Origin of the sequence: Fibrella rubiginis, assembly GCF_017353185.1 — a bacterium.
Classification (GTDB): domain Bacteria; phylum Bacteroidota; class Bacteroidia; order Cytophagales; family Spirosomataceae; genus Fibrella; species Fibrella rubiginis.
The window spans coordinates 40,496-62,281 of the sequence record NZ_JAFMYV010000002.1 but is presented as its reverse complement, the minus strand read 5'-3'; the positions used below and the strand labels follow the sequence as shown (position 1 = coordinate 62,281).

Genomic DNA, 21,786 nt, shown 5'->3' with positions numbered 1-21,786 from the left:
ATGTATAAGCCTTCTAACTAAGTACTTCAGCATATGGGTGATAAAAAGTATGTCCCGGATGGTAGCTGGCTGCGGTGCGACAAAGGGGCCCTGCCGCAACAGCTAAAGGTCACCCACCACAACAACACCCAGATCTACGGTTCACCCCTGGCCTCGGAGGCCGACAAGGAACCCTTTGTCAATATTCCCTCCCTGGGCTTCTGCCAGGTCTCGTGCAGCGCCTGCGTGCCCGCCCCCATCTACTGGGACAAGACGGCCCGGGGCGTGAAGGTCAACGGCTACAAACTGCTGGTTGACGAGGCCAAGCTGCAATGCTCATTGGGAGGCAAAGTCAGCGTGTATTTCAGCCGGGCTGAGGCTATGGGTGGCGATAACCCCCTAGACTATGGCCCTTTAGGCAATGGCTTATTCGGAGTTGGGCTGGGCACCGAATTCGGCCAAAATTACCTGGGCAACCAGTTTGGCGAATTGGCAGCGCAAACGCGGCCCTTCGCCAATTCTATGGTCGGGTTGACGCCTGATCAAATCAATGCGCTACCATCTGGCCAACGAGGCAATTTTGGTGAGATGAGAGCAACAGCCGATTTGCGTATGCGTGGTTACGATGTAATCAGTAATACACAGGGAGGGGCTATCAACCAGAATGGTCACCAGGGCCTTGATCTAGCGGCGCGAGATCCACATGGCCCAACTGACATTGTAGCGGATGCCAAGATGAAGGCAGATCCTACCAAGTCGCCTAGTATGGGTTATACAAAGCGGTCTGGTAGACAGATGAGTGATCGCTGGCTGCTCGACCCCACTGAAAATCGGCTGGGACGAGCAATGAGCCCAGCCGATGCGGCACGTATAGATGGTAAGATTCGTTCAGGATCACCAGATTTATTACGGCTAGCGGCTAAAGTAAATCCGGACGGAAGTGTTAGTTACTACGATATAAATTCGCGGGGTGGTACAGGCGCGCGTAGCCTTACAGACTTGCCTCCGGCGAACGTGGTCAGTGGAAGTTCGCGAGCTTCTAATTTCATTAACAATGCCTCTCGTAGTATACAGAGCACACGAACTGTTAGTGGGGCCAATCAGTGGTTAGTTCGCAACGCAAACACAGTAGCGCGAGCGGGAAAAGTGCTGGGGCGCGTTACTCTTGTCCTTGGCATTGCTGCTGATACGTATAATATCTACCAGAGTTATAAAGCTGACGGCAACCAGGTGGGCACCAACACCAAACAGGCCATTGGCACGGCTGTGGGTGGCATGGCCGGTGCCTGGGGCGGAGCGCAGCTTGGAGCCACCATAGGAGCAGTTGGTGGTCCGGTGGGCATTATAGTCGGTGGTGTAGTTGGTGGTATTATTGGCGGCTTGGCGGGCGGATGGCTTGGCGGTAAAATAGGCAGTTGGTTTTAGCATTTAAACGAACATAAGGATGAGTTTTTTAAAAAAATTGTTTGGTGGGCAACAGCCAAACCAACTAAATACCAACGCCCCAACGGTGTCTACATTTACCAGGGAGGGAGTGAGAGCACAGTATAAATCAAAAGAGTATTTTGACAGCAAATATGTGTCTATCCAAAAACGCCTGGAATCTGATTTGGCTTTCTATCAAAAGCTGATTGATGAGCGCGGAGAGCATTATGATAAATACAAGTTATCAGAGTTTATTATAGGACGAGACTACGAAATGCTGTTCGACGCTGGATTTTCTCGTGGTGATAACGTTCTTAGCCTCAAGCCGTTTGTTGAAAAAGCGACATATCATTTTATTCAGGCTTGGCATCTTGAGGAAGACAATTATAGCCAGGCACTTTCCATACTGTCACTGGGTGTGTTATTAGACGTCGACAAAACTTATTTCGATCAAATTGACGCTTTATTCAGAAAAGACCATTATAATGATTATCTATTATCCTATCTACTTCGATATAAGGTATCTGACACTATTATCGTACCTACCTTACTTTTTCCTGACGACGATGCATTGAAAAGTTTAATGGACATCACTACCTCATCTATTCCTGAAGCTCAAAAGAAAATGAATCATTTTTTATCAAATCAGTGGTATACCCGCCAAAATTTGGAAAGCTTATATAATGCACATCTATCAGATGACAAATACCTTGGCTATTGGTCGTATGAAGCAGCGGCTATTACTAAAATAATGAAGCTTGATGATAGCAGCTATAAAGACAATGCTTATTATCCTTATGATTTAATGCGTTTGTAATTAGGTAGAGGTATATTGCTTATTTAATGAAGAAATTTTTGAGTGCAAAGAAAACTTATATCATACAACATTAACTACAGGATAAAAAGCCATATCAGTATGGATGTACGCTAACGTAAACGACTAATAAACAGATGCATTATGAAAAACATTGCGAATAAGGTTATTGTCTGGATTAAAGAAAAGATGAATTTTTTTAATAAATCATCAAGTCCGATAGAACCAGCTAAGCAGTCTGCTACTCAAACACGGCTAGGCGTTCGTGAGCCCTATTTTTACAAAGAATATTACGATGAAGTGATGATAAAGTTAATTCTATTTACAGAGAATATAGAGAAGCAATATCGACAACTAATAGCAGAAAGAGGACCTGAGTTTGACGGTTTTAAAACTTCTGAATTTATGTTAGCTGATGACCGAATTATCAAGCTAACTATTGCTTATTCTCGCGGAGATGAAATTAGCAGCCTGATACCTGTCTATAATCAAGCTGTAAACCACTTTATTAAATCGTGGCAGGCAGATTATATCTACAATCATGTACTTAGAATTATCTCCCTGGGTTGGCTACTAGATCAGCATGGCGAATCGCTCCGTCGAGTAGCGGCATTGTTGGTTCGCGAACAGTTTGAGGATGCCGTGATTGGCTATATGCTTCGCCCAATTGACAGTCAGATTACCGTACCTAACCAGGTCATGTTTCCGGATGACAAAGGACTGGTTCTCTTACAGTCTATTACACAAAATACGTCTCAAGAGGCGGCTATTAAATTAAAAAATTATCTAGAAGAGCATTGGTATACAGCCGACAACTTAAGCACCAGGTTTAATTCTCATAAAAAAAGTAGTGGTGGACACATTGGTTATTGGTCCTTTGAGGCTGGTGCCATAACCAAGATTATGGGATTAGACGATAGCAGCTTCAAAGACAATCCATTTTATCCCTATGATCTAGTTCATTGGCAAGATGGTCTATAATGCCAGCTTTTAACGGTAGCTGTGCTTGTGATGAAGGTCAGTCCTGATTCCTTTGTGGGTGGGTGGCAAGCGTATTTTTCCGAATCGACGTAAACACGATCAGCCCAACGAGGATCACCAATAAAATTAACGACGACGCTTTTGTACCAAATCCAAGCCCGCCTTTAGCCGGTACTTTGGTCAGCAGATCACCGAACGTAGCCCCGAAAGGCCGGGTCAGCACAAAGGCTATCCAGAACAGCACCACCGACGAAATGTTGGTGTAGACATGCGCCAGTACTACCAGTAGCAGGAGGCTGCCAATGAGGACAGCCCCCCCGGCGAAGCCCAGACCAGAACTGTCGGCCAGGAAATCGCCGAGGGCCGTGCCGAGGGTGTTGGAAAACAAAATAGTCGTCCAGTAAAACAGTTCGGGCCGGGTCGGGTGGTTTTGATGTCGGTGACAGAGAGTGATTTTTCGGTCCGGTACCAGATAACAAGCACTGTAACCAGGATAGACACCAGCACCAGCGACCCCATGGCGTAGCCGAGACCGAGCGTCCGGTCCATGTAGTCGGACATGGTAGTGCCAGCGGTGCTGGTGGAGAGGATCACCGACCAATACAGAACCGGGATGTAGCGTTTGGCGCTAAGCTGGGCAATGAGCGTAGCCACAAAAATACCGATCAGCAGCAGCGAGCTAAGGGCATAGCCCACGTTGAGGGTCATCGAGAGCAGATCACCGCCAGTTTCACCGGGCAGGCATGAACTTACCGCCCAAACCTGGAGACATTCTGATTCGACCCGACAAGCCGGTTTCTTTTCGTCGTAACCTCAGTGGCCCTTTGTGGGTTCTTGCGCTGTATGCTTGCGCTGCTCTTCTCTGCCCTCCTGCTCATTACGCCTCCCGACACGCTGGCCCCCCAACCCGACAGTTCGGGCCGGGCCGATACGTTGCGGCTGAGCAAGGCCGTAACCAAACTGGCGGTTAACCTCGACTTCCGTGATTCGTTTCTGGAGCGGCAGCACGTCAATGTGTGGGGCGTCAACGCCGGTATTGAGTTTGGCGAAAAGCGCCATCAGCTCACCCTGGGCTACTACTGGCTCAGCTACGCCACCTACCTGCAACTCATCAACTGGCGGCGCGACGCGGCCCGGCGCATCAACCTCGACTATTACACCCGCACGGACCTGTGGTTCATGAATATCCAATACTGGTGGAACCTGACCAACAACCGCCACTGGATGGTTAGCTTCCCGGTGGAACTGGGCGGAGGCGTGGCCTACGCCCTGCCGCAGAGCCTTGGCCCCGACCAGCCCATTGACCGTACCCACCGCAGCTTTTTTGTGCCCGTGCAGGTGGGAGCCTACGCGCAGTGGAAAGCCACGCGCTGGGCGGGCCTGAGCATACAGGGGGGCTACCGCCGTGCCATATTTCAGACCGACATCAACCAGCATTTCAATGGCGTCTACTACAGCGTTGGTGTGTCTGTCTTTCCGGCCCTGGTAACGGATATGTGGCGTTTTCTGCGCAAAGGTGATCGTATCTCGCCCGTAAAAGCGCCTCAGCCCCGAACCGGTAGCCAGTATGAATAGTGTATTTTTAACCATGCGTTTCCCCTCCCTCTTCGCCCTAGTCGTATTCATAGCTGGTTGCCAGCAGCCAGCCCCTACCCTCTTTACGGCGCTCGATGCCAGCGATACCCACGTCACGTTTGCCAACACGATCACGGAAACCGCCGGCCAGAACGTGATGACCTATGAGTACATGTATAACGGCGGCGGCGTGGCAACGGGCGACCTCAACAACGACGGGCTGGCCGACATTTATTTCTCTGGCAACCAGGTTGCTAACAAACTATACCTGAATAGATCACTACCCAAAAAAGGCGAGTCAGGCACGGCACTTGTTTTTGAAGACATCACGTCCGCCGCGAAAGTGGCCGGTCGGGCGGGGCACTGGAAAACGGGCGTGACCATGGCCGACGTGAACGGGGATGGCTGGCTGGATATCTACGTTTGCTACTCGGCGCTGAAAGACCCGGCTGCCCGCGCCAACCAACTGTTTATCAACAACTGCCGTAAGCCCGGCGACGTACCCACCTTCACCGAACGCGCCGCCGACTATGGCCTCGACGCCCCCGGCACGTTCTCTACGCAGGCCTCCTTCTTCGACTACGACCGTGACGGCGACCTCGATATGTTTCTGGTCAATCATGGCAACATGTTCTATTCGCCGTTTTTCAACACCCACAAACTCCGCAACAAACGCCATCCCTACTTTGGCAATCGGCTGTACAGGAATGAAGGGGGACACTTCACCGACGTCTCCGACGAAGCGGGTATCCACGGGGGCGGCATCAACTTTGGGCTGGGGGTGGCGGTGAGCGATCTGACCGGCGACGGCTGGCCCGATCTGTATGTGGGCAACGACTACGAAGAGCAGGACTATTTCTACGTCAACGACCAGCACGGGCACTTTATCGAATCCACGAAAGCGGCGTTCACGCACATGTCGCGCAACACAATGGGCATCGACGTTGCCGACGTCAACAATGACGGGCTGCCCGACGTGGTCACCACCGATATGCTGCCCGCCTCCTGGGAACGCCAGAAACTGTTGAAAGGCTCCGACGAGTACGACCGGTTTCAGCTTATGGTCGACAGTGGTTTCGGCTATCAGCACATGCGGAATATGTTGCAACTAAACAGGGGAGACAAGAGCAGAGCGGCAAGAGACAAGAGGCAAGAGCAGGTGATAAAGATTGGAACACCAGACATGACGCTTGCCGGTCCAAACACTGAATTCTCTGCCCTCAACGCAAAGCCCTTCACTCCTTCTTTCTCCGAAACGGGGCAGCTATCGGGCATATCGAACACGGACTGGAGCTGGTCGGCGTTGCTGGCTGATTTTGATAACGACGGGCGGAAAGACCTCTACATTACCAACGGGATTCCGCGCGATTTTACGAGCCTCGATTTTCTGAAATATGACGTCGAGGAGGCCAAGCAACGGGTATTGGCACAAGGGAAAACCGTGGAGCAGAACCTGCCGGCTGCTGACCTCATTGCCAAACTCCCCGCCACCCCCACCGACAACGTGGCCTACCACAACCGCGACGGCCTTCACTTCGACGACGTTACCAAACGCTGGGGACTGGCCGAAGGAGCCGTGTCGACGGGGGCGGCGTATGCAGACCTAGACAACGACGGCGATCTGGATCTGGTAATTAACAACACCAATGCCCCCGCCGCCATCTACCAGAATAACGCTGAGCAGCAGACCGCCAATCAGCACCTGACTATCAAGCTGGCGGGAGAAGGCGGCAACCGGTTTGGCGTTGGTGCACTCGTGACCATCACGCGGGGCGATTTACAGCAAACTGAAGAGCTTATACCCACGCGGGGCTTCCAATCGTCGATGGCACCAGTGCTGACGGTGGGCTTGGGCAGTGGAAAAGATCCCGTGCAGGTGCAGGTGCGCTGGCCCGACGGGCAGATGAGCGTGGTGCCGAACGTAACGCCAAATACGACAATTACGATTCAGCAGGCGGGGGACGTCTTACCCGGAAAAACGCCTTTACCGGCCCAGAACAGCCTTTTTAGTGCAGCCACTGATGCGGGCATTTCGTTTGTTCACCACGAAAATCCGTACGTCGATTTTAAGCAGGAGCCGCTCATTCCCTACCAGTTGTCGCGGCAGGGGCCAGCCCTGGCCCAGGCCGATGTGAACGGCGACGGTCGCGCCGACGTGTTTGTGGGCGGAGCAACGGGGCAGGCGTCGCAACTGTTTTTGCAACAGCCCAGTGGTCAGTTTTCGCCCGCACCCGCTGGTACTTTTCCACCGCCCGAAGGCGGCCTAAACACCCCCGCTGATGCTGTGGCCGCCCTCTTTTTCGACGCCGACGGTGATCATGATCCTGACCTGTATGTGGTGCGCGGCGGCAACGAATATGCCCCCGGTTCACCCGCCTATCAGGACCAGCTATTTTTGAACAACGGCGGACGGTTTGCACTCGCACCAGTGGGTAGCCTGCCCGTAGAACACAGCCCCGGCAGTTGCGTAGCCGCCGCCGATTATGATGGCGATGGCGACCTCGATCTGTTTGTGGGCGGGCGGGCCGTACCAGGTCAGTTTCCGGTGGCTGCCCCCTCCTACCTGCTCAAAAACGACGGCAAAAACAGCGCGGGCATCCCCCATTTCTCCGTGGCCCAAACCCTGACGCCGGGGATGGTAACGGGCGCAGTCTGGGCCGATATCAATAAAGACAACCAGCCCGATCTGCTGCTGGTGGGCGACTGGATGCCGGTGAAACTGTTCCAGAATAAAGCCGGAACACTAACTGAGGCAGACGCTCAAACAACGGGACTAGCGCAGACCGGTGGCCTCTGGACGTGCATTGTCCCTCATGACCTCGACGGGGATGGCGACCTGGATTTTTTGCTTGGCAACCTCGGCGAGAACGTGCAGTGGAAAGCCCGCGGCGACACTGCCCTGACCATCCTGGCGGCCGATGTCAACGATGATGGCCGCGTGGACCCCATCATCAGTCAGCGCATCAACGGTGTCCATATTCCCCTCGCCTCCCGCGATGAACTGCTCGACCAGATCAACGGCCTCCGCAAACGCTACATCCGCTATGCCGACTATGCCAAAGCCACCCTCGAGACGATGTTCGATGCCCAAACGCTGGCAAAAGCACAGGAGCTAACCGTCAACACACTCAGCAGCAGCATCTTGGAGAACCTGGGCAATGGCAAGTTCCGGCTGCGTGCGCTGCCCGCTGAGGCACAACTCTCTACAGTACAAGGCTTTGTCGTCCAGGATTTCACCCACGACGGCATGGCCGACATCCTGCTGGCGGGCAATTACTACCCCCTCCGCGTGCAGCAGGGCCGCTGCGATGCCGGGCAGGGGCTACTACTTATTGGGCGAAGTAAGAGGCAGTTTGTGCCCATGACCAGCCGGCAAAGCGGCCTGTTTTTCACCGGCGATCTCCGGCGGTTGGTGGCAATACCCATCAACACAGGCACGCTGGTGATCGGAGCCTGCAACAACGGCCCAATAGTGGGACAGGTTAATGTACAATGAATAATGTACAATGAATAATGTACAATGAATAATGTACAATGTACAATGTACAATGTACAATGGCTGACGCACGAGCATTACGCGTACGCAGACCATTGTACATTGTACATTATTCATTGTCCATTAACCATTCATTGTCCATTAACCTATTTCCCAATCACCCGTTTCGCCACCCCTTCTTTGGTGATCTTGACGGGTAGAATCTGGCCTTTTTCGTCGAAGTACATCCGGTCGATGCAGGTCTCGCGGTGATTGCCGTCAGTTTCGGTGAGGGGGCGGCGGTGGTAGACAATATACCATTCATCCGTGCCGGGCACGTTGATGACCGAGTGGTGACCCGCGCCGGTAGCCACGGTGGGGTCCTGCTGCAAAATTTTACCCACCCGACGAAACGGCCCAAACGGGGAATCGGCCACGGCATAGGCCACCGAATAATTCGGGCCGGTCCAGCCGCCTTCCGACCACATAAAATAATACTGCCCTTTCCGAATAAACATAATCGGCCCTTCTACGTAGTCCTGGGGCGTGATTTCGCGGAACGTACTGCCATCGGGGAAGGGGATGAAGCCGGTGTAGTCGGGCTTGAGCTGCGCGATGTTGCAGTGGCCCCAGCCGCCGTAGATGAGGTATTCCTTACCGTCTTTATCCCGAAAAACAAACTGATCGATGGGCTGCGCCTTGTTGTAAATATGGCCGATGAGGGGTTTGCCCAATAGATCTTTAAACGGCCCGGCGGGTGAGTTAGCCACCGCCACACCAATACCGCCCACCTCACCTTCGTGGACGTCGTTAGCCCCGAAAAAAAGGTAATATTTTCCCTTCTTTTCCACTACGGCGGGTGCCCAAAGCGCTTTTTTGGCCCATTTAATATTGGTAGTGTCTACAATGCGCGGGTGCTTTGTCCAGGTGATCAGGTCGTTCGACGAGAACGCGTCCATGAACGTCTGCTTCTCATACTTGTCGGAATAGGTGGGGTAAATCCAGTACGTCTTGCCGAAAATGGTGGCCTCCGGGTCGGCGTACCAGCCGGGAAAAATGGGGTTTCCCGATGTGGTCCTGGCCGTTTGGGCGTTGGCCGCAAAGGCTGACAAAAACAGGCAGAAAAGAATAACGTAGCGGTTGGTCATGAGGCAAGAGTTGAGCGGTTCGTACATCGGGCCAAAAGTACGAAAGGGGAGAAAAAGGAGGAACGGAGGAAAGGTAGGAATGGAGGAACGAAGCGAACAAGCCCATTTCTCCATTCCTACCGTTCCCCCGTTCCTCCTTTTTCTCCCTACTCCATCGCCATTTCGGTATGGGCGGGGGCTTCAATTTTTTTACCGATAAACAATAGCAACAGTGGTACACACAGCAGAAAAAATGCGCCGATGACCAAAAACGCATCGGCGTAGGTCATCACCAGTGCCTGCTTCATCACCGTACCCTGCATCAGCCGGTAGGCCTTGCTCGTGGCCGTTACCAGGGCGTCACCCTTCGACAAAAACAGATTCGTATACTGCCTGATTCGGTCGGTAGACAATGGGTTGTAGATCGACACATTATCGCCCAGCCGCGAACTGTGGAACATGGTGCGGGTAGTGATGTAGGTCGTCATAATGGCCGTGCCGAACGTACCGCCCAACTGCCGAATCATGCCCGAAAGGGCCGATCCCTGCGGAATTTCGACGCTTTTCAGGTCAGACAGCGTTACGGTGGTCAGCGGAATGAAGATCATACCCATGCCAATGCCCCGGATGATGAGCGGCCAGAAAAAGTAGTCTGGTCCGGCGGCGAGGCCGATGTGCGAGAGGTCGAAGCAGAAGCCGAAAAACAGCAGGAAACCGATGGCTGCATACCAGATGGGCGAGATCACGTTTTTGCGCATCAGCCCACCTACCACCGGCATCATCAGGCCCGTCATAATCGACCCCGGCATGAGCAACAGGCCCGTCTGACTGGCCGTATAGCCCAGGATGGTCTGGCAGAAAACGGGGATGATAAACACCGACGCAAACAGCCCGAAACCCAGGATGAAGTTAAAGAGTGTACCCACCGCAAAACGCCGCTGCCTGAGCAATCGCAAATCCAGAATAGGCAGCTTTACAGCCAGTTGTCGCCAGATGAAACCGATTAACCCTACGGCTGCCGCGATAGACATGCCCACGATGAAACGGGAATCGAACCAGTCTTTCTCTTCGCCTTTCTCCAGAATGATCTGCAACCCGCCAATACCCATCACCAGCAGGATCAGGGCCAGCCAGTCTAAGCCCCCAGCTTCCATTTTTTCGGCGGGTTCTCTGATGTAGGCGTAGGTAAGCACCGTAGCCGCAATACCAAACGGGATGTTGATGTAGAACACCCAGTTCCACGACAGGTTATCCGTAATATAACCACCCAGCGTTGGGCCGATGGATGGTCCGATGATGACCCCCACACCAAAAATGGCGTTGGCAATGCCGAGGTCTTCTTTCGGAAACGTCTGAATCAGAATGGATTGCGCTGTAGTCAGGAGTCCGCCTCCCCCAATGCCCTGCACCACGCGAAAGAACACCAGTTCCCACACATTGGTCGACATGCCGCAGAAAACGGAAGCAATTGTGAAGAAAATAATGGAAGCGGCAAAGTAGTTTCGGCGACCGAGTTTGGCACTCAGCCAGCCCGACATCGTGATCATCACCGCACTCGCAGCGGCATAGCCCGTCACCACCCAGCTAATGTCGCCGAGGGAAGTGCCGAGGTTGCCCATCATCTGGTTCAGCGTCACGTTGACGATAGACGAGTCGATGGTTTGAAGCAGAGCCGCCACGGTCACCGTGATCACCACTACCCATTTATCAAAGCCTAGTTTCATAACTACGTTGGGTTAGGAGAAACAAGAGGTATGAGACGAGAAACAGGAACAGGGCGTTAGCAACCACAATCTTGTTTCTTGCCTCTGACGTCTTGCCTCTTACCTCTCACTTCTTGATTCTTACTTGTTCTGCAAATCCACCGCTACCGTGGCGCTCATGCCGGGGCGGAGGCGGGCGTAGAGGGGACTTTTCTTGTCGACTTCAATGCGAACCGGAATGCGCTGCACCACTTTCACGTAGTTGCCCGTAGCGTTGTCGGGGGGCAGGAGCGAGAATTTGGCACCCGTAGCCCCGGCAAACGACCCTACGTGACCGGGCACCTTTTCGTCGCCGAAGGCATCAACGGCAACCTCAACGGCCTGTCCCGGCTGCATCTTGGCCAGCTGTGTTTCTTTGAAGTTGGCCGTTACCCAGACGTTGGCCGCGCTCACTACCGAACACAGCGCCTGCCCCGGCTGAATGAGTTGCCCCACCTGTACCGTCCGGCGCGATACTACGCCCGTCACCGGCGACCGCACGATGGTGTAGCCAAGTTGCAGACGCGCCAAATCCAGCTCAGCTTGCCGTTGTTTAATGGTAGCCTGGACCACCGACACCTGGCTTTCGGTGGCCCGGCGCTGTGAGTTGGTCACACCCGTTTGCGTACCCGCCGCGCTCACCTGCGACTGCGCCGTTTGCAACTGCGCCTGGGCGGCCTGAAGCTGCGCCTGGGCAGCGTCACGCTCAGCCTGAACGGCGTCGAACTGCTGCTGTGGCACCGTTTTTTCGGCTAAAAGGCGTTGGTACCGCTCGAAATCCTGCGATGCTTTGCGGGCGCGAGCCTGCGCCGCCGCCACGTTGGCCTGGGCAGTAGACACCTGATTACGAGCCGTTTGCACCGTGGCTTGCGAGCTTTGAATGGTCGCCGCCGCCACGCTGATGTTCGACCGGCTCACCCCCACCCCGGCCTGCGCCGACTGCAAAGCGGCTTCGGCCTGTGCTACCCGGATGCGGTAGTCGGCATCATCCAGAATAAAGAGCGTATCGCCCTCTTTCACAAGCTGGTTGTCCTGAAACTTGATGGCCTTCAGATACCCGCCCACTTTGGGCGTAACGGGGTCAACGTCACCGTCGATTTGCGCGTCGTCGGTGGTTTCGTAGCGTTGGAGGTAGCGGAATTCGCTGTACCCGAAAAAGAGCGCGGCCACCAGCACGATCATGCCGCCAATACGGAAAATTGATTTGGAATTCATTGTGAGTTCAATGTTCAAGGTCTAATGTTTAAAGTTCCTTTTTCGCTGGCGGAGCGACCTTAGACTTTAAACCTTGGACCTGTAACTAGTTTAAGTTTATGCCCGTGGCTTTAAGCAGGCGTTGGTAAGCCAGTTGTGCATCGACGGTGGCGTTGATGACGTTGAGTTGAGCTTGTACCAGAAAGCTGTCGGCCTCCAGCAGGTCCGTTGAGCCAACCAACCCGTTGCGGAACCGCGATTCGGTGAGGCGGTAGTTTTCCTTTGCCTGCGTCACCGCCGTGCGGATTACGTTCTGCTGCTCCAGCGCCAATTGGTAGTTATTATACGCCGTTACCACCTCCGACCGGATCTGGTCATTCTGCTGCTGACTCTGCAAACTCGCCTGATCAATGGCAATTTTGGCCGTATTCAGCTTGCCCTTCATATTATACAGCGACCCGATGTTGTAGCTCAGCCCCGCACCCACGTTCCAGGCCGAAATAAATTTTCCCGCTTCGGGAAGGATCGTCGCGCTTGGGTTGATGTAGTTGTAGCCGCCCGATACGCCAAAGTGTGGGTACATGCCGCTTTTCACGTTGCGGTACTGGGCGTCGGCAGCCTGCTGGCGCAGGGTGTTGGCTTCCACTTCCGGGCGGGCCTGTGCAGCTTTAACTAAGAAATTGGGCAGTGGTTCCAGCGTCGTGACGGGGTTAGTCAGGGTGGTATCCACCGTTACGGTTTGGTCTTCGGGCAGGCCAACAAGCAGGTTGAAATTATAAAGCGCCGTTTGTCGGGCCTTGTCTACCTGGAGGCGGCTAAGCTGGAGATTGTTACGCTGCAACTGAATCTTCAGCACCTCGTTGGCCGTGACCACACCCTCTTTTTGCAGGTTCTGCGCTTCGCGTTCCCGCTCGTCGAACTGTTTGATATTCTGCTCAATAACCGTAGTTGACTTAATCAGTTTCACGATGTTGTAGTAAGCATCGGTCACGGTATAGACCAGTTCGGCGCGATTGCGCTGGGCATCGAGTCGACTGGCACGAGCCAGCAACTCAGCCGACAGCCGGGCCGATTTCTCAGCGAAACCACCAAACACCTCTTTGCTCACCGTCACGCCGCCAATAGTCGCGTTGAACGCCCCGCCCGGCAAACCAAACAGTGGTTTCCCGTCGGCACCCTGCCCCAGCGAAAACGGTCCCGTGAGACTGTAGCGCGAATAAGCCAGCGAGGCGGCGGCCTGCGGCAAACTCCGGTCTTTGGCCTCCAGGGCGCGGGCCTCGGCAGCCTGCGTGCGCGAGTCGGCCAGTTTTATGCCTTTGTTGTTCTGCAAAGCCAGTTGAATGGCCCTGTCGAGCGGCAGACTGGCCGCACTTGGTTGGGCCGCGTTAGGCTGGGCCATAACCCCGCCAAGCCCCAAGAGCCATAGTCCGGCCCCAATCACGTATTTTTTCATGCTATGTTGATTCTAATTTTATCCAGGAGGGTATTCATCGTCGCTACTTCGTCGGGCGTCAGCATACTGATAATCGATTCGAAATCGTTGAACTCAACCGCCGCCGTTTCCACCAGTTTATGGCCAGCCTCGGTGAGCCGAAGCATCACCCGACGCCGATTTTGCGGATCTACGTCGCGCAGGATCAGGCCTTTGGCAATAAGCCGGTCGGTGAGACGAGTAAGGTCGGGGTTGAGGTCGGTCATTTTAGCTTTCAACTCCCCTGCCGTCAGGCTGTCGGGGTGCACCCTCGACAGCAGCCGCAGCACCACATACTGCTGCACTGACAGGTCGAAGGGGGCCAGTTTTTGCTGGAAATGATTGGTGATGTAGCCCGCCGTTTTGTGCAGGCTACCAATCAGCCGGTGGTATTCATTGCGGTAGTCCATAGTGCCTATCGAACGGATGACACCTAAACAACTGATATTTGTTTAAACGAGTTTTGTTTAAACAAAAATATATGCACAATTGGGCCTGCTCAAACAGACTAGCCAGTTTTTCCGCTGGTGCCCAACCTGCTGTTTTTAATAAGCCGGACCGTCGAAGCTGCTTAAAGTAAATGGGATAGTAATCGCTTCGCCACAAACGGCGGACCCATCCCATCTGTCCATGACAACCAAACTAGACGCTGTCGACCCGCTGATAGAGGCTTTCGTTGCGATTTAGTTGCCACTAAACCCGTTGTCGAACTGTCACCTGACCCACATACCGGACGAGGACGATGCAGATCTCGTTATGCTGTATGCAGATATTATGGTCAACTCAAAACGTTTTGAGTTGATCTAACCGTACTGACAAAAACACTTGATTTCATTTTAGCAATCGTCAACCATAGTCAGTCGCATACGTAGGTGAATCCTACGGCTGGGATACGATTCCGCTACGCCATGCTCCTGAAGCTACTGGGGGAGACTCCTTTCTCTTCCGAAAAAACGCGGCTAAAATACCGGGGATTGTCGAAGCCGACCGCATAAGCAACTTCTGCAACGCTCAGGGCTGAATGTAGTAGCAGTTCTTCGGCTTTTTGCAGGCGAAGCGCCCTCAAATAAGGGATTACCGACGTGCCTGTTAGCGCCATTACTTTGCGGTACAACGCGTTTCGACTCATGCCCATCAACTGACAAATCATGTTGGTGTCAAGAGCCACATTATCCAGATGCTGTTCCAGAGTACTACGCAGTTTGGCCACAAACTGGTCTTCCCGCACATCAGCCCCGTCAACGGAAACCGGACCAGGTTTTGGATTGCCCAGTGCCTGCTGGCTGTAATAATACTGCAGCAACCGCCTGGTATTCAGTAGATTATTTAGCACTAGTAGTAACTCCTCGCGCCCAAAAGGCTTAACCAGATAGGCGTCACTCCCCCGCCGTAAGCCTGTCATCCGGTCATCTACGGCGGCCCGGGCCGTGAGTAATACAATAGGAATATGGCTGGTGCGTTCGTCGTTCTTCAGGGTGTCACAGAGGTCAAACCCGTCTTTGGCGGGCATCATCACGTCGCTCACAATCAGGTCCGGTATGATGTCTATGGCCTGGTCAATGCCGATCTGTCCGTTTTCGGCCCGCACGATCTGGTATTCCTCCCGTAGGCAGGTCTGAATGTAAGCGGCCACATCGTCATTATCTTCCACCAGCAGCAGCAAGGGGCGGTCAGGAGTCTTCTCCACCCCGGCTTCGGCTCCATCGCCGATCTCGCCCGGATCCCTCCAGCGGTCTGTCGTCATGGCCGGATCCGAAGCGGACAAAATGGGCATGAGCCGTATGTCGTCGGCCGGGGGTGCCTGCCGGGTTAAGGGCAGACGAACCACAAATTCAGCGCCCAGCCTGGAGGGGTCTGGTTCATCCAGACCGGATCGGTTACGAACCGCCAGGCCGCCTTGCATCAGGTCAACCAACTCCCGCACCAGCGACAGACCAATACCGGTACCACCGCCGGTAAATTCTGCCTGACGCGGCCCGGCTGAATCGTGGGGCCGCTGATAAAAGCGGTCAAAAATTTTGGTTAGGCTGGCCGGGTCAATGCCAGGTCCGGTATCGCTGACGGTGAGCTGAATCCACGGGTCGTTTAGATGACCGGTTGGCGTAAGTGGCTCGTAGTAGCCCGCCGGGGTAAGTGGCTGCCAACGGGGCAGAATAGCCATTTCACACATTACCTGCCCCCCCGCCGGGGTGAACTTGAGAGCATTGCTCAGCAGGTTAGCCACAATATCCTGTAGCTTATCCGGATTGATATCAGCCTCACAAGTGGCTTCTTCAGCGTGTACGATCAGGCGTACCCCCTTCGCCCGGGCCGTGAAATCAAATGATTCGCCGACGAAGTGTATAAAGTACACCAGGTCCATTCGTACGAGTGTGAGCGGCATCTCGCCAGCCTCCAGCCGGGAAAGGTCCAAAATCTGGTTGACCAGCCGCAACAGGTTGCGGCCGTTGCGCTCGATCAGGACAACCGACTGCCGCAACCGGGGGTCGGCCTGCTGGTGGAGGCTATCGGCCATGCCTAGAATCACCGTCAGGGGTGTGCGGAACTCATGGGAGATATTGGTAAAAAAACGTGATTTGGTCTCGTCGAGCTGTCGCAGATCCTGCGCCTGCCGGGCAATGATCCGGGTTGCCTCGTCGATCTGGGTTTGCAGCCGGATTTGTGCCTGCTGGTGTTGCCAGTTCCGCCACCGGCCCCATCCCCATACCGAGCCGATTAGAAGAAACAGCATGAGCATGAGAAACCAGTTACGCAGGTAAAAAGGGCGTTGTATGCGGACCTGGATGGTCATGTTCGCCGATGATATCTGACCATCGGCCGCCTGCCCTTTTATCAATAATTGATACTCGCCGTAGGGTAAGTTACTCAACCGTAGTGAGGGTTCAGTCTGATACGTCCATTGATTGTCAAGTCCCTTAAACTGGTAAGCGTACACGTTTTTTTGGGAGTCGGCGTAATTGAGCAGCGCAAAGTCCAGTACACTCGTCCGGTCACCGGGCTGTAGAATAATGCAGTTACTTTTTACCACTTCTTCGGTTTTGTCAACCAGTTTGTCTAGCGCGTAATCAAATTGGCGAAACGAGACGATTTGCAGCGGAAGGGTAATTGGAGGTTTCTCGTGTTCAAAATCGGGTGGATTAAATGCGGTTATGCCGTTCAGACCGCCGAAATAAAGCTGGCCGTTCTGGGCCTGAACATGAGCAATGCGGTTGAATTCATTGTGGGTAATGCCATCCTGTACCGTGTAAGACCGGGTGGTCATTCGTACCGGATCAAACTGCATAATGCCGTAGTCACTGCTCAGCCACAGATGGCCCCGCCGGTCGGCATAGACGGCGTAAATATTGTCGTTGGACAACCCATCGGTACGTCTGAGTTGTTGGTAGGTATTTTGCTGCCGGTTCCACCGAACGAGCCCTGCATTAGCCGTCGCCAGCCAAAACAAGCCTTGGGTATCCTGGTAAAAATGCTGATAACTGTCGGTAGGCAGCTGAAAGCGCCCCTGGCCTCCACTCCAGTAACGAGCCGTGATACCCCCTGATGGATCAACCGTATATAAACCAGTAGTCGCACAGATCCAAAGAGTCCCCTGTCGATCGGCACCGATATGAAGCACATGCGACTTGGCTAGTTCGGGAAACTGGTTGTAGCTAGTAAAAGGCAAAACCTGTCCCGTTTTAGTCTCGACAAGCCAGAGACCTACCATTCCACCTGCCAGAAAGTGCTGGTTACTAAATGGGGACATTGTCCAGATCGATCCGCCATTGGGCAATGGAGAGACCGTTTGCGAATCGGTTCGAATGTCATACGTGACTAAATCCATCTGGCCTATTTTTAGTTTTCCAGGCTGACTATTGCTTAAGCCGTAAGAAATGCCACTCACTAATAGCTTTTTGACTAACTCACCCGATAGATCGCAGCTAAATAAGCCTTTTTTTTCCAGGTTGGCGTATAGCTTATCCCCAACAACGGAAATACCCCGAATGGATGCCGCCTTTTCTTGAATGTTGGTTGGCTCGTAAAAGAAGCGGTGAAAGTAGTTTTCCGTTACCTTAACCTGGTACACCCCAAAACTGGTCCCTAACCACATCCAGCCGTTTCTGTCGGCGAAGAAACAGCGATTGTCAATCGACTGGCCTGCCAGTTGCTCCTTCAAATCCAATAGGGTTCCTTTGGTGACACTTCGTAAATGGGTGCCAGTCCAAATCAATCCGCTACTATCAAACGCATAGTATACTGGGGAGAAAAACGCAGTTCTTCCTTGCCGCAGTGAAGCCGGTAGTTGGTGTTGATTCCCCAACTGATCTATACTATACAGTACTCCCTGTAAATCGGTGTCTGAATTGTAGACAGTATAGAAAAATTCGATACCTGCATGTGGCTGGCCCAAACAGACGTTAATGGTGCCTGGATCATGTCGAAAGTTATGGAGAACACGGCCATCTGCGGTTAGTTCGACCAATTGATTGCCATCAGCGGTGGCCCAGATGGTGTTATGGGCGGTAACATGGTGAATGGTCAGATTTTTATAGTGGGCGAGGGGCACGTAGCAAAGGCCGGACCTGGGATGGTAAGATATCAGGATAGCCGGTTGATAACTGGCGAAGAAGATCGTGCCGTCAGGACTGCCTAACACATGCTGCCTAACATGTAAAGAACTTGTCAAGGGATACTTTTTGAATTTCTCATCAAATGAAATAGCCGTGCTCGTCAACGGATTAAACAGGGTAATCCGCACCCTACTGTCCTTATAAGCGCCCATGAGCCACAAAAGGCCATCGGCGTCCTCGGCAATAGACTCTATCTCATCGAAATCGAGCCCGTTACGCTCTTTAGTGAAGGTGGTAAATTTTAGCCCATCGAATCGGTTTAGACCAAACTTGGTACCGAACCACATAAAGCCCCGCCGGTCCTGTAAAATGGCGTTTATTTCCCGATGCGACAAGCCGTTTTCAGGGCCATAATGTTGTACAGAAGCAGCAAATTGCTGGGCCTTAGCTACCGAACAAAGGCAGAACAGTATACATACGATAAGGCGTACAGCTTTCAACTTGAATTATAAAGTGGTTTACCACGAACTAAATTAGCTTGTAAGCTCGCTCATTTGAGCCAAATTCTAACAAATTTATATACGCTAACAGGTCAATACTAGGTAGATAAAATGTCAGATTTCAAACCAAACTCAACATCACATTTTGGTCTCGACACGTTAGCTTTGAGAGCTTATCTGAACAGCTTGATATACTTGCCGCGTCGACGACCGTCCGCAGCAGAGGTCCGATTTTCGACATTAATCAGGGAATAATAGTCTATGCCTAGGTGCAAATGACGCACATTACAATACATGCCCCTCAACCGATATAGTTGATAAGCTAATGATAAGCATTTTCACTGATTATCGCAGGACATACCCCTCAAAAAGTGGTTAAGATTGCTACAAAACGGCCACATTTCACCATGCTGCTGGAATCACTTCATTTGTTTCACATAGCAGGATGATGTAGCCTTTTACTCACGTAAACCCCAATCAAGATGGCAGACGACAAGAGTAAAACTGGACCCGCCGACGACAAACGGATCAATATTCATGAAGACTATGAGGTTGCTTACTGGACCAAAAAGTTTGGCTGTACTAAAGAGCAGTTAACAGCAGCCGTCAAGGCGGTAGGCGTGATGGCCGCTGACGTCGAAAAATACTTGACAAGTAGAAAGTGAGGCTAACTGAATAGCCGTTGCCAGCAGGACTTTCTGCCTGGCTCCGGCATTTGGTTATTAGAGTCTTGAGCACCCTAATCAGGTGGTCGATTTGATTCTAAATATGAACTGAAGCCGCCGACAGTTGTGGTTGGGTAAGCGGGCTCTGTACGCTGATGCGGATGTCTTCGTTGACGTATTGACCTAATGTTTCCATTTAGGTCATATTAAATCTTATTGTCTGGCCAACCTGAGCAGCATACGAGGTGTAAGACCCGTCTATTTTTTCTAAAAGGAGAGGCGGTGGGATGCTTTGGGGTGTGCGCCGTTTATGCCAACCCCGACAGTTTAAACAGCCGGTTTGTGGCGTTCACCGAATTGCAAAATTCGTTTGGCAATCCAGGACGCATCGTCCTGGATACCCCAGATGATGCCTGACGCTCTTTTGCGCAGCCAGGGAAGCCCTAGAAAATACAGCCCATCCACCTCAGCGATACCATTATGGTGTCTGAGTGTTCTGTCTTCGTTGAAAACGGGTAGCTTCAGGTAACTAAAATCACTACTGAAGCCTGTTGCCCAAATCACGGATGTGATGTTATTGGCTTTTAGCGAAAGCGTTGTAACGGAGACTATGCAGGAAGCGGTTTCGTCGGGCAGGTCGTTGGGGTCTTCTTCGGGCGAAGGTGCCGCTATGTTTTCTTGGCGAATGTAGTCGTCAACGGCGCTCTTCAACTTAGCGGAAAACGCATCGGCGAACAGTACATGTTCGGCAGCATTGGGCTGAAGGTAAACCGTATCGCTGTCGGCGTTTTCCACTTTGCCTAAAATTACCGCACCTTTTCGGGCTAACGATTGCAAACTGCAGGTTTTTCCACGAATGCCTACGCCGGAGACCTGCGGTGGTCTCGTCTGTAACAAGTCGGGGCTTGCTTCCTCATGCGTCGTATCGTACAAGCCCATCTCGAACATCCAGTCGAAAATATCCCTACCTCTGTACGTTCGGGGTATGCGGCCTACTTTGCAGGTGGACAGGAAAACTTGGCGGCCCGCATTGCTCAGGTCTTCGGCTATTTGCGTTCCCGATTGTGCACTGCCCACCACCAACACGGCTCCTGGCGGTAACTGCGCCGCACTGCGGTATTCAGAGGCATGTTTTTGGACAATATCGGGGGCGATCTTTTGGGCAAAATGTGGAACGGTTAGTTTGTTTTGCCCGCCGGAAGCAACGACAACTTGTCGGCTGTAATAGACTTCTGGAACGCCCTGGATCGAAACACGAATGGAGAAGAAAGAGCGTGTTTCGTCTTTTTCGATAGCTGTAACAACCGCATTTTCAACAATGGGCAGGGCGAACTCTTGACCATACGCTTCTAGTTGGGTTACGAACTCCGGTGCGAAAGAAAACGCTTCTGAATCCTGGAAAACGGCCGTTTGTCCTGGCAACAGGTTTAGCCTATTGACCGAATTAAGTTTAAAGGAGTCCCAACGTTGCGAACGCCATGACTCGCCAATCTTACCCCGTTCGAATACCAGGTGGCTAAGCTGGTGATCGGATAACAGCTTGCTGATGGCAAGACCCGCATGACCCGCACCGATGACAACGACATCGAGAAAAGGATGATCCATGATGTTAAGCGCTTGCCGACTGGTATTGATTCGTGAATTAATCTGTGAGAGCGTGCTTGGATTGTGAAAAGCTAGTAGTCAGCTCAATTTTGTAGCGGCCAAGCAACAAAAGTATGACTCCTCAACGGTCAGCCGCCCTTGTCTTTGAGTTGGATGGAAGCTGTGCGGGAAAGTACAACTTTTACCCCAAAAACCTGACGCCGGTGGGCAGTATCACCCGTCCGCCGCATAGACACCGCCGCGGCGGACCGTCCCTATGATCTTGATCTCGCTGGTTGCACTGACCACCGCGTCACTTGTCCAAAAGCCCCAACAAGGCTTGTCGGTAGCCGAAACGGTCAGTCTGACAGGAATTAGTATGTCGAGTGCATATGCTACGGATTAGAATTGACAGATATTAAAAATGAAAAGAGGTGATTGTAGCAATACAGTTCTACGTACAGAAAAGCCGCCTTCATGTGCAGTGGGGACGGCTTTTTTTGCTTATAATTAGTTCGGTGCATTTTGTTCATTCTAAAAGCAATGATTCTCCGTCTGGGCACAAACGGAGAATTTTCCCGTGTGTTTGATTGTGCCCATAATTTTTCTGACACCACCGTCCAAACGGGTACATTTGTTTTGTAACCTGATTCTTCCAATTCACCCATGCGATTCTGCTTTACAGTGCGCGTTTTGCTCTGCCT

15 protein-coding genes are annotated in these 21,786 nt (G+C 52.6%); 6 read left to right on the top strand and 9 right to left on the bottom strand.

What is annotated here, in order from left to right; translation table 11 throughout:
- Positions 1-33 precede the first annotated feature (33 nt).
- The 3 genes from J2I47_RS03775 (at position 34) to J2I47_RS03765 (ending at position 3,199) form a co-directional block, all read left to right on the top strand.
- On the top strand, positions 34-1,404 hold the full coding sequence (locus J2I47_RS03775; protein ID WP_207363229.1) for a PAAR-like protein: 1,371 nt from the start codon (positions 34-36) through the stop codon (positions 1,402-1,404).
- 19 nt (positions 1,405-1,423) lie between these two features.
- A complete protein-coding gene (locus J2I47_RS03770) occupies positions 1,424-2,221 on the top strand; it encodes a PoNe immunity protein domain-containing protein (protein WP_207363228.1) in 798 nt (265 codons plus the stop codon).
- Positions 2,222-2,362: 141 nt separating this feature from the next.
- Positions 2,363-3,199, top strand: coding sequence for a PoNe immunity protein domain-containing protein (locus J2I47_RS03765; RefSeq protein WP_207363227.1), 837 nt, complete (start codon positions 2,363-2,365; stop codon positions 3,197-3,199).
- A 37-nt stretch (positions 3,200-3,236) separates the two neighbouring features.
- Here J2I47_RS03765 and J2I47_RS26950 read toward each other — a convergent pair whose 3' ends face one another.
- Together J2I47_RS26950 and J2I47_RS03755 are read right to left on the bottom strand one after the other, a co-directional pair.
- Entirely contained in the window at positions 3,237-3,587 is a 351-nt protein-coding gene (locus J2I47_RS26950) for a COG4705 family protein (protein ID WP_374759895.1), read from the bottom strand.
- Entirely contained in the window at positions 3,479-3,907 is a 429-nt protein-coding gene (locus tag J2I47_RS03755; RefSeq protein WP_207363225.1) for a COG4705 family protein, read from the bottom strand. Before J2I47_RS03755 ends, J2I47_RS26950 begins: the two co-directional genes overlap by 109 nt.
- A gap of 135 nt (positions 3,908-4,042) precedes the next feature.
- Here J2I47_RS03755 and J2I47_RS03750 point away from each other — a divergent pair, with 135 nt between their 5' ends.
- Positions 4,043-4,774 (top strand): hypothetical protein, encoded by a 732-nt coding sequence (locus tag J2I47_RS03750; RefSeq protein WP_207363224.1) that lies wholly within the window; start codon positions 4,043-4,045, stop codon positions 4,772-4,774.
- Positions 4,775-4,787: 13 nt separating this feature from the next.
- Positions 4,788-8,270 (top strand): VCBS repeat-containing protein, encoded by a 3,483-nt coding sequence (locus tag J2I47_RS03745; protein WP_207363223.1) that lies wholly within the window; start codon positions 4,788-4,790, stop codon positions 8,268-8,270.
- Between the two features lie 146 nt (positions 8,271-8,416).
- Here J2I47_RS03745 and J2I47_RS03740 read toward each other — a convergent pair whose 3' ends face one another.
- From J2I47_RS03740 to J2I47_RS03715, 6 genes are all read right to left on the bottom strand, one after another.
- Positions 8,417-9,397, bottom strand: a complete 981-nt coding sequence (locus J2I47_RS03740) for a glycoside hydrolase family 43 protein (protein WP_207363222.1) — start codon at positions 9,395-9,397, stop codon at positions 8,417-8,419.
- A 146-nt stretch (positions 9,398-9,543) separates the two neighbouring features.
- On the bottom strand, positions 9,544-11,100 hold the full coding sequence (locus tag J2I47_RS03735; RefSeq protein ID WP_207363221.1) for a DHA2 family efflux MFS transporter permease subunit: 1,557 nt from the start codon (positions 11,098-11,100) through the stop codon (positions 9,544-9,546).
- A 120-nt stretch (positions 11,101-11,220) separates the two neighbouring features.
- Positions 11,221-12,333, bottom strand: a complete 1,113-nt coding sequence (locus J2I47_RS03730) for an HlyD family secretion protein (RefSeq protein ID WP_207363220.1) — start codon at positions 12,331-12,333, stop codon at positions 11,221-11,223.
- 85 nt (positions 12,334-12,418) lie between these two features.
- On the bottom strand, positions 12,419-13,765 hold the full coding sequence (locus tag J2I47_RS03725) for a TolC family protein (RefSeq protein ID WP_207363219.1): 1,347 nt from the start codon (positions 13,763-13,765) through the stop codon (positions 12,419-12,421).
- Positions 13,762-14,193, bottom strand: coding sequence for a MarR family winged helix-turn-helix transcriptional regulator (locus J2I47_RS03720; protein ID WP_207363218.1), 432 nt, complete (start codon positions 14,191-14,193; stop codon positions 13,762-13,764). Before J2I47_RS03720 ends, J2I47_RS03725 begins: the two co-directional genes overlap by 4 nt.
- 491 nt (positions 14,194-14,684) lie before the next feature.
- Positions 14,685-18,833 carry a two-component regulator propeller domain-containing protein gene (locus J2I47_RS03715; protein WP_207363217.1) on the bottom strand — a complete coding sequence of 1,383 codons (4,149 nt, stop codon included), beginning with the start codon at positions 18,831-18,833 and terminating at the stop codon, positions 14,685-14,687.
- Between the two features lie 482 nt (positions 18,834-19,315).
- Here J2I47_RS03715 and J2I47_RS03710 point away from each other — a divergent pair, with 482 nt between their 5' ends.
- The gene (locus J2I47_RS03710) at positions 19,316-19,498 is read left to right on the top strand and encodes a DUF3606 domain-containing protein (protein ID WP_207363216.1); all 183 of its coding nucleotides are present in this window, start codon (positions 19,316-19,318) and stop codon (positions 19,496-19,498) included.
- A 327-nt stretch (positions 19,499-19,825) separates the two neighbouring features.
- Here J2I47_RS03710 and J2I47_RS03705 read toward each other — a convergent pair whose 3' ends face one another.
- Entirely contained in the window at positions 19,826-21,103 is a 1,278-nt protein-coding gene (locus J2I47_RS03705; RefSeq protein ID WP_207363215.1) for a flavin-containing monooxygenase, read from the bottom strand.
- Between the last annotated feature and the right edge of the window lie 683 nt (positions 21,104-21,786).

What these genes read in the sequence shown, in the direction of transcription:
- J2I47_RS03720 (WP_207363218.1), bottom strand. Translation starts at nt 14,193, where the DNA reads ATGGACTACCGCAATGAATACCACCGGCTGATTGGTAGCCTGCACAAA.
- J2I47_RS03725 (WP_207363219.1), bottom strand. Translation starts at nt 13,765, where the DNA reads ATGAAAAAATACGTGATTGGGGCCGGACTATGGCTCTTGGGGCTTGGC.
- J2I47_RS03730 (WP_207363220.1), bottom strand. Translation starts at nt 12,333, where the DNA reads ATGAATTCCAAATCAATTTTCCGTATTGGCGGCATGATCGTGCTGGTG.
- J2I47_RS03735 (WP_207363221.1), bottom strand. Translation starts at nt 11,100, where the DNA reads ATGAAACTAGGCTTTGATAAATGGGTAGTGGTGATCACGGTGACCGTG.
- J2I47_RS03765 (WP_207363227.1), top strand. Translation starts at nt 2,363, where the DNA reads ATGAAAAACATTGCGAATAAGGTTATTGTCTGGATTAAAGAAAAGATG.
- J2I47_RS03770 (WP_207363228.1), top strand. Translation starts at nt 1,424, where the DNA reads ATGAGTTTTTTAAAAAAATTGTTTGGTGGGCAACAGCCAAACCAACTA.
- J2I47_RS03705 (WP_207363215.1), bottom strand. Translation starts at nt 21,103, where the DNA reads ATGGATCATCCTTTTCTCGATGTCGTTGTCATCGGTGCGGGTCATGCG.
- J2I47_RS03755 (WP_207363225.1), bottom strand. Translation starts at nt 3,907, where the DNA reads ATGACCCTCAACGTGGGCTATGCCCTTAGCTCGCTGCTGCTGATCGGT.
- J2I47_RS03750 (WP_207363224.1), top strand. Translation starts at nt 4,043, where the DNA reads ATGCTTGCGCTGCTCTTCTCTGCCCTCCTGCTCATTACGCCTCCCGAC.
- J2I47_RS03740 (WP_207363222.1), bottom strand. Translation starts at nt 9,397, where the DNA reads ATGACCAACCGCTACGTTATTCTTTTCTGCCTGTTTTTGTCAGCCTTT.
- J2I47_RS03710 (WP_207363216.1), top strand. Translation starts at nt 19,316, where the DNA reads ATGGCAGACGACAAGAGTAAAACTGGACCCGCCGACGACAAACGGATC.
- J2I47_RS03745 (WP_207363223.1), top strand. Translation starts at nt 4,788, where the DNA reads ATGCGTTTCCCCTCCCTCTTCGCCCTAGTCGTATTCATAGCTGGTTGC.
- J2I47_RS03775 (WP_207363229.1), top strand. Translation starts at nt 34, where the DNA reads ATGGGTGATAAAAAGTATGTCCCGGATGGTAGCTGGCTGCGGTGCGAC.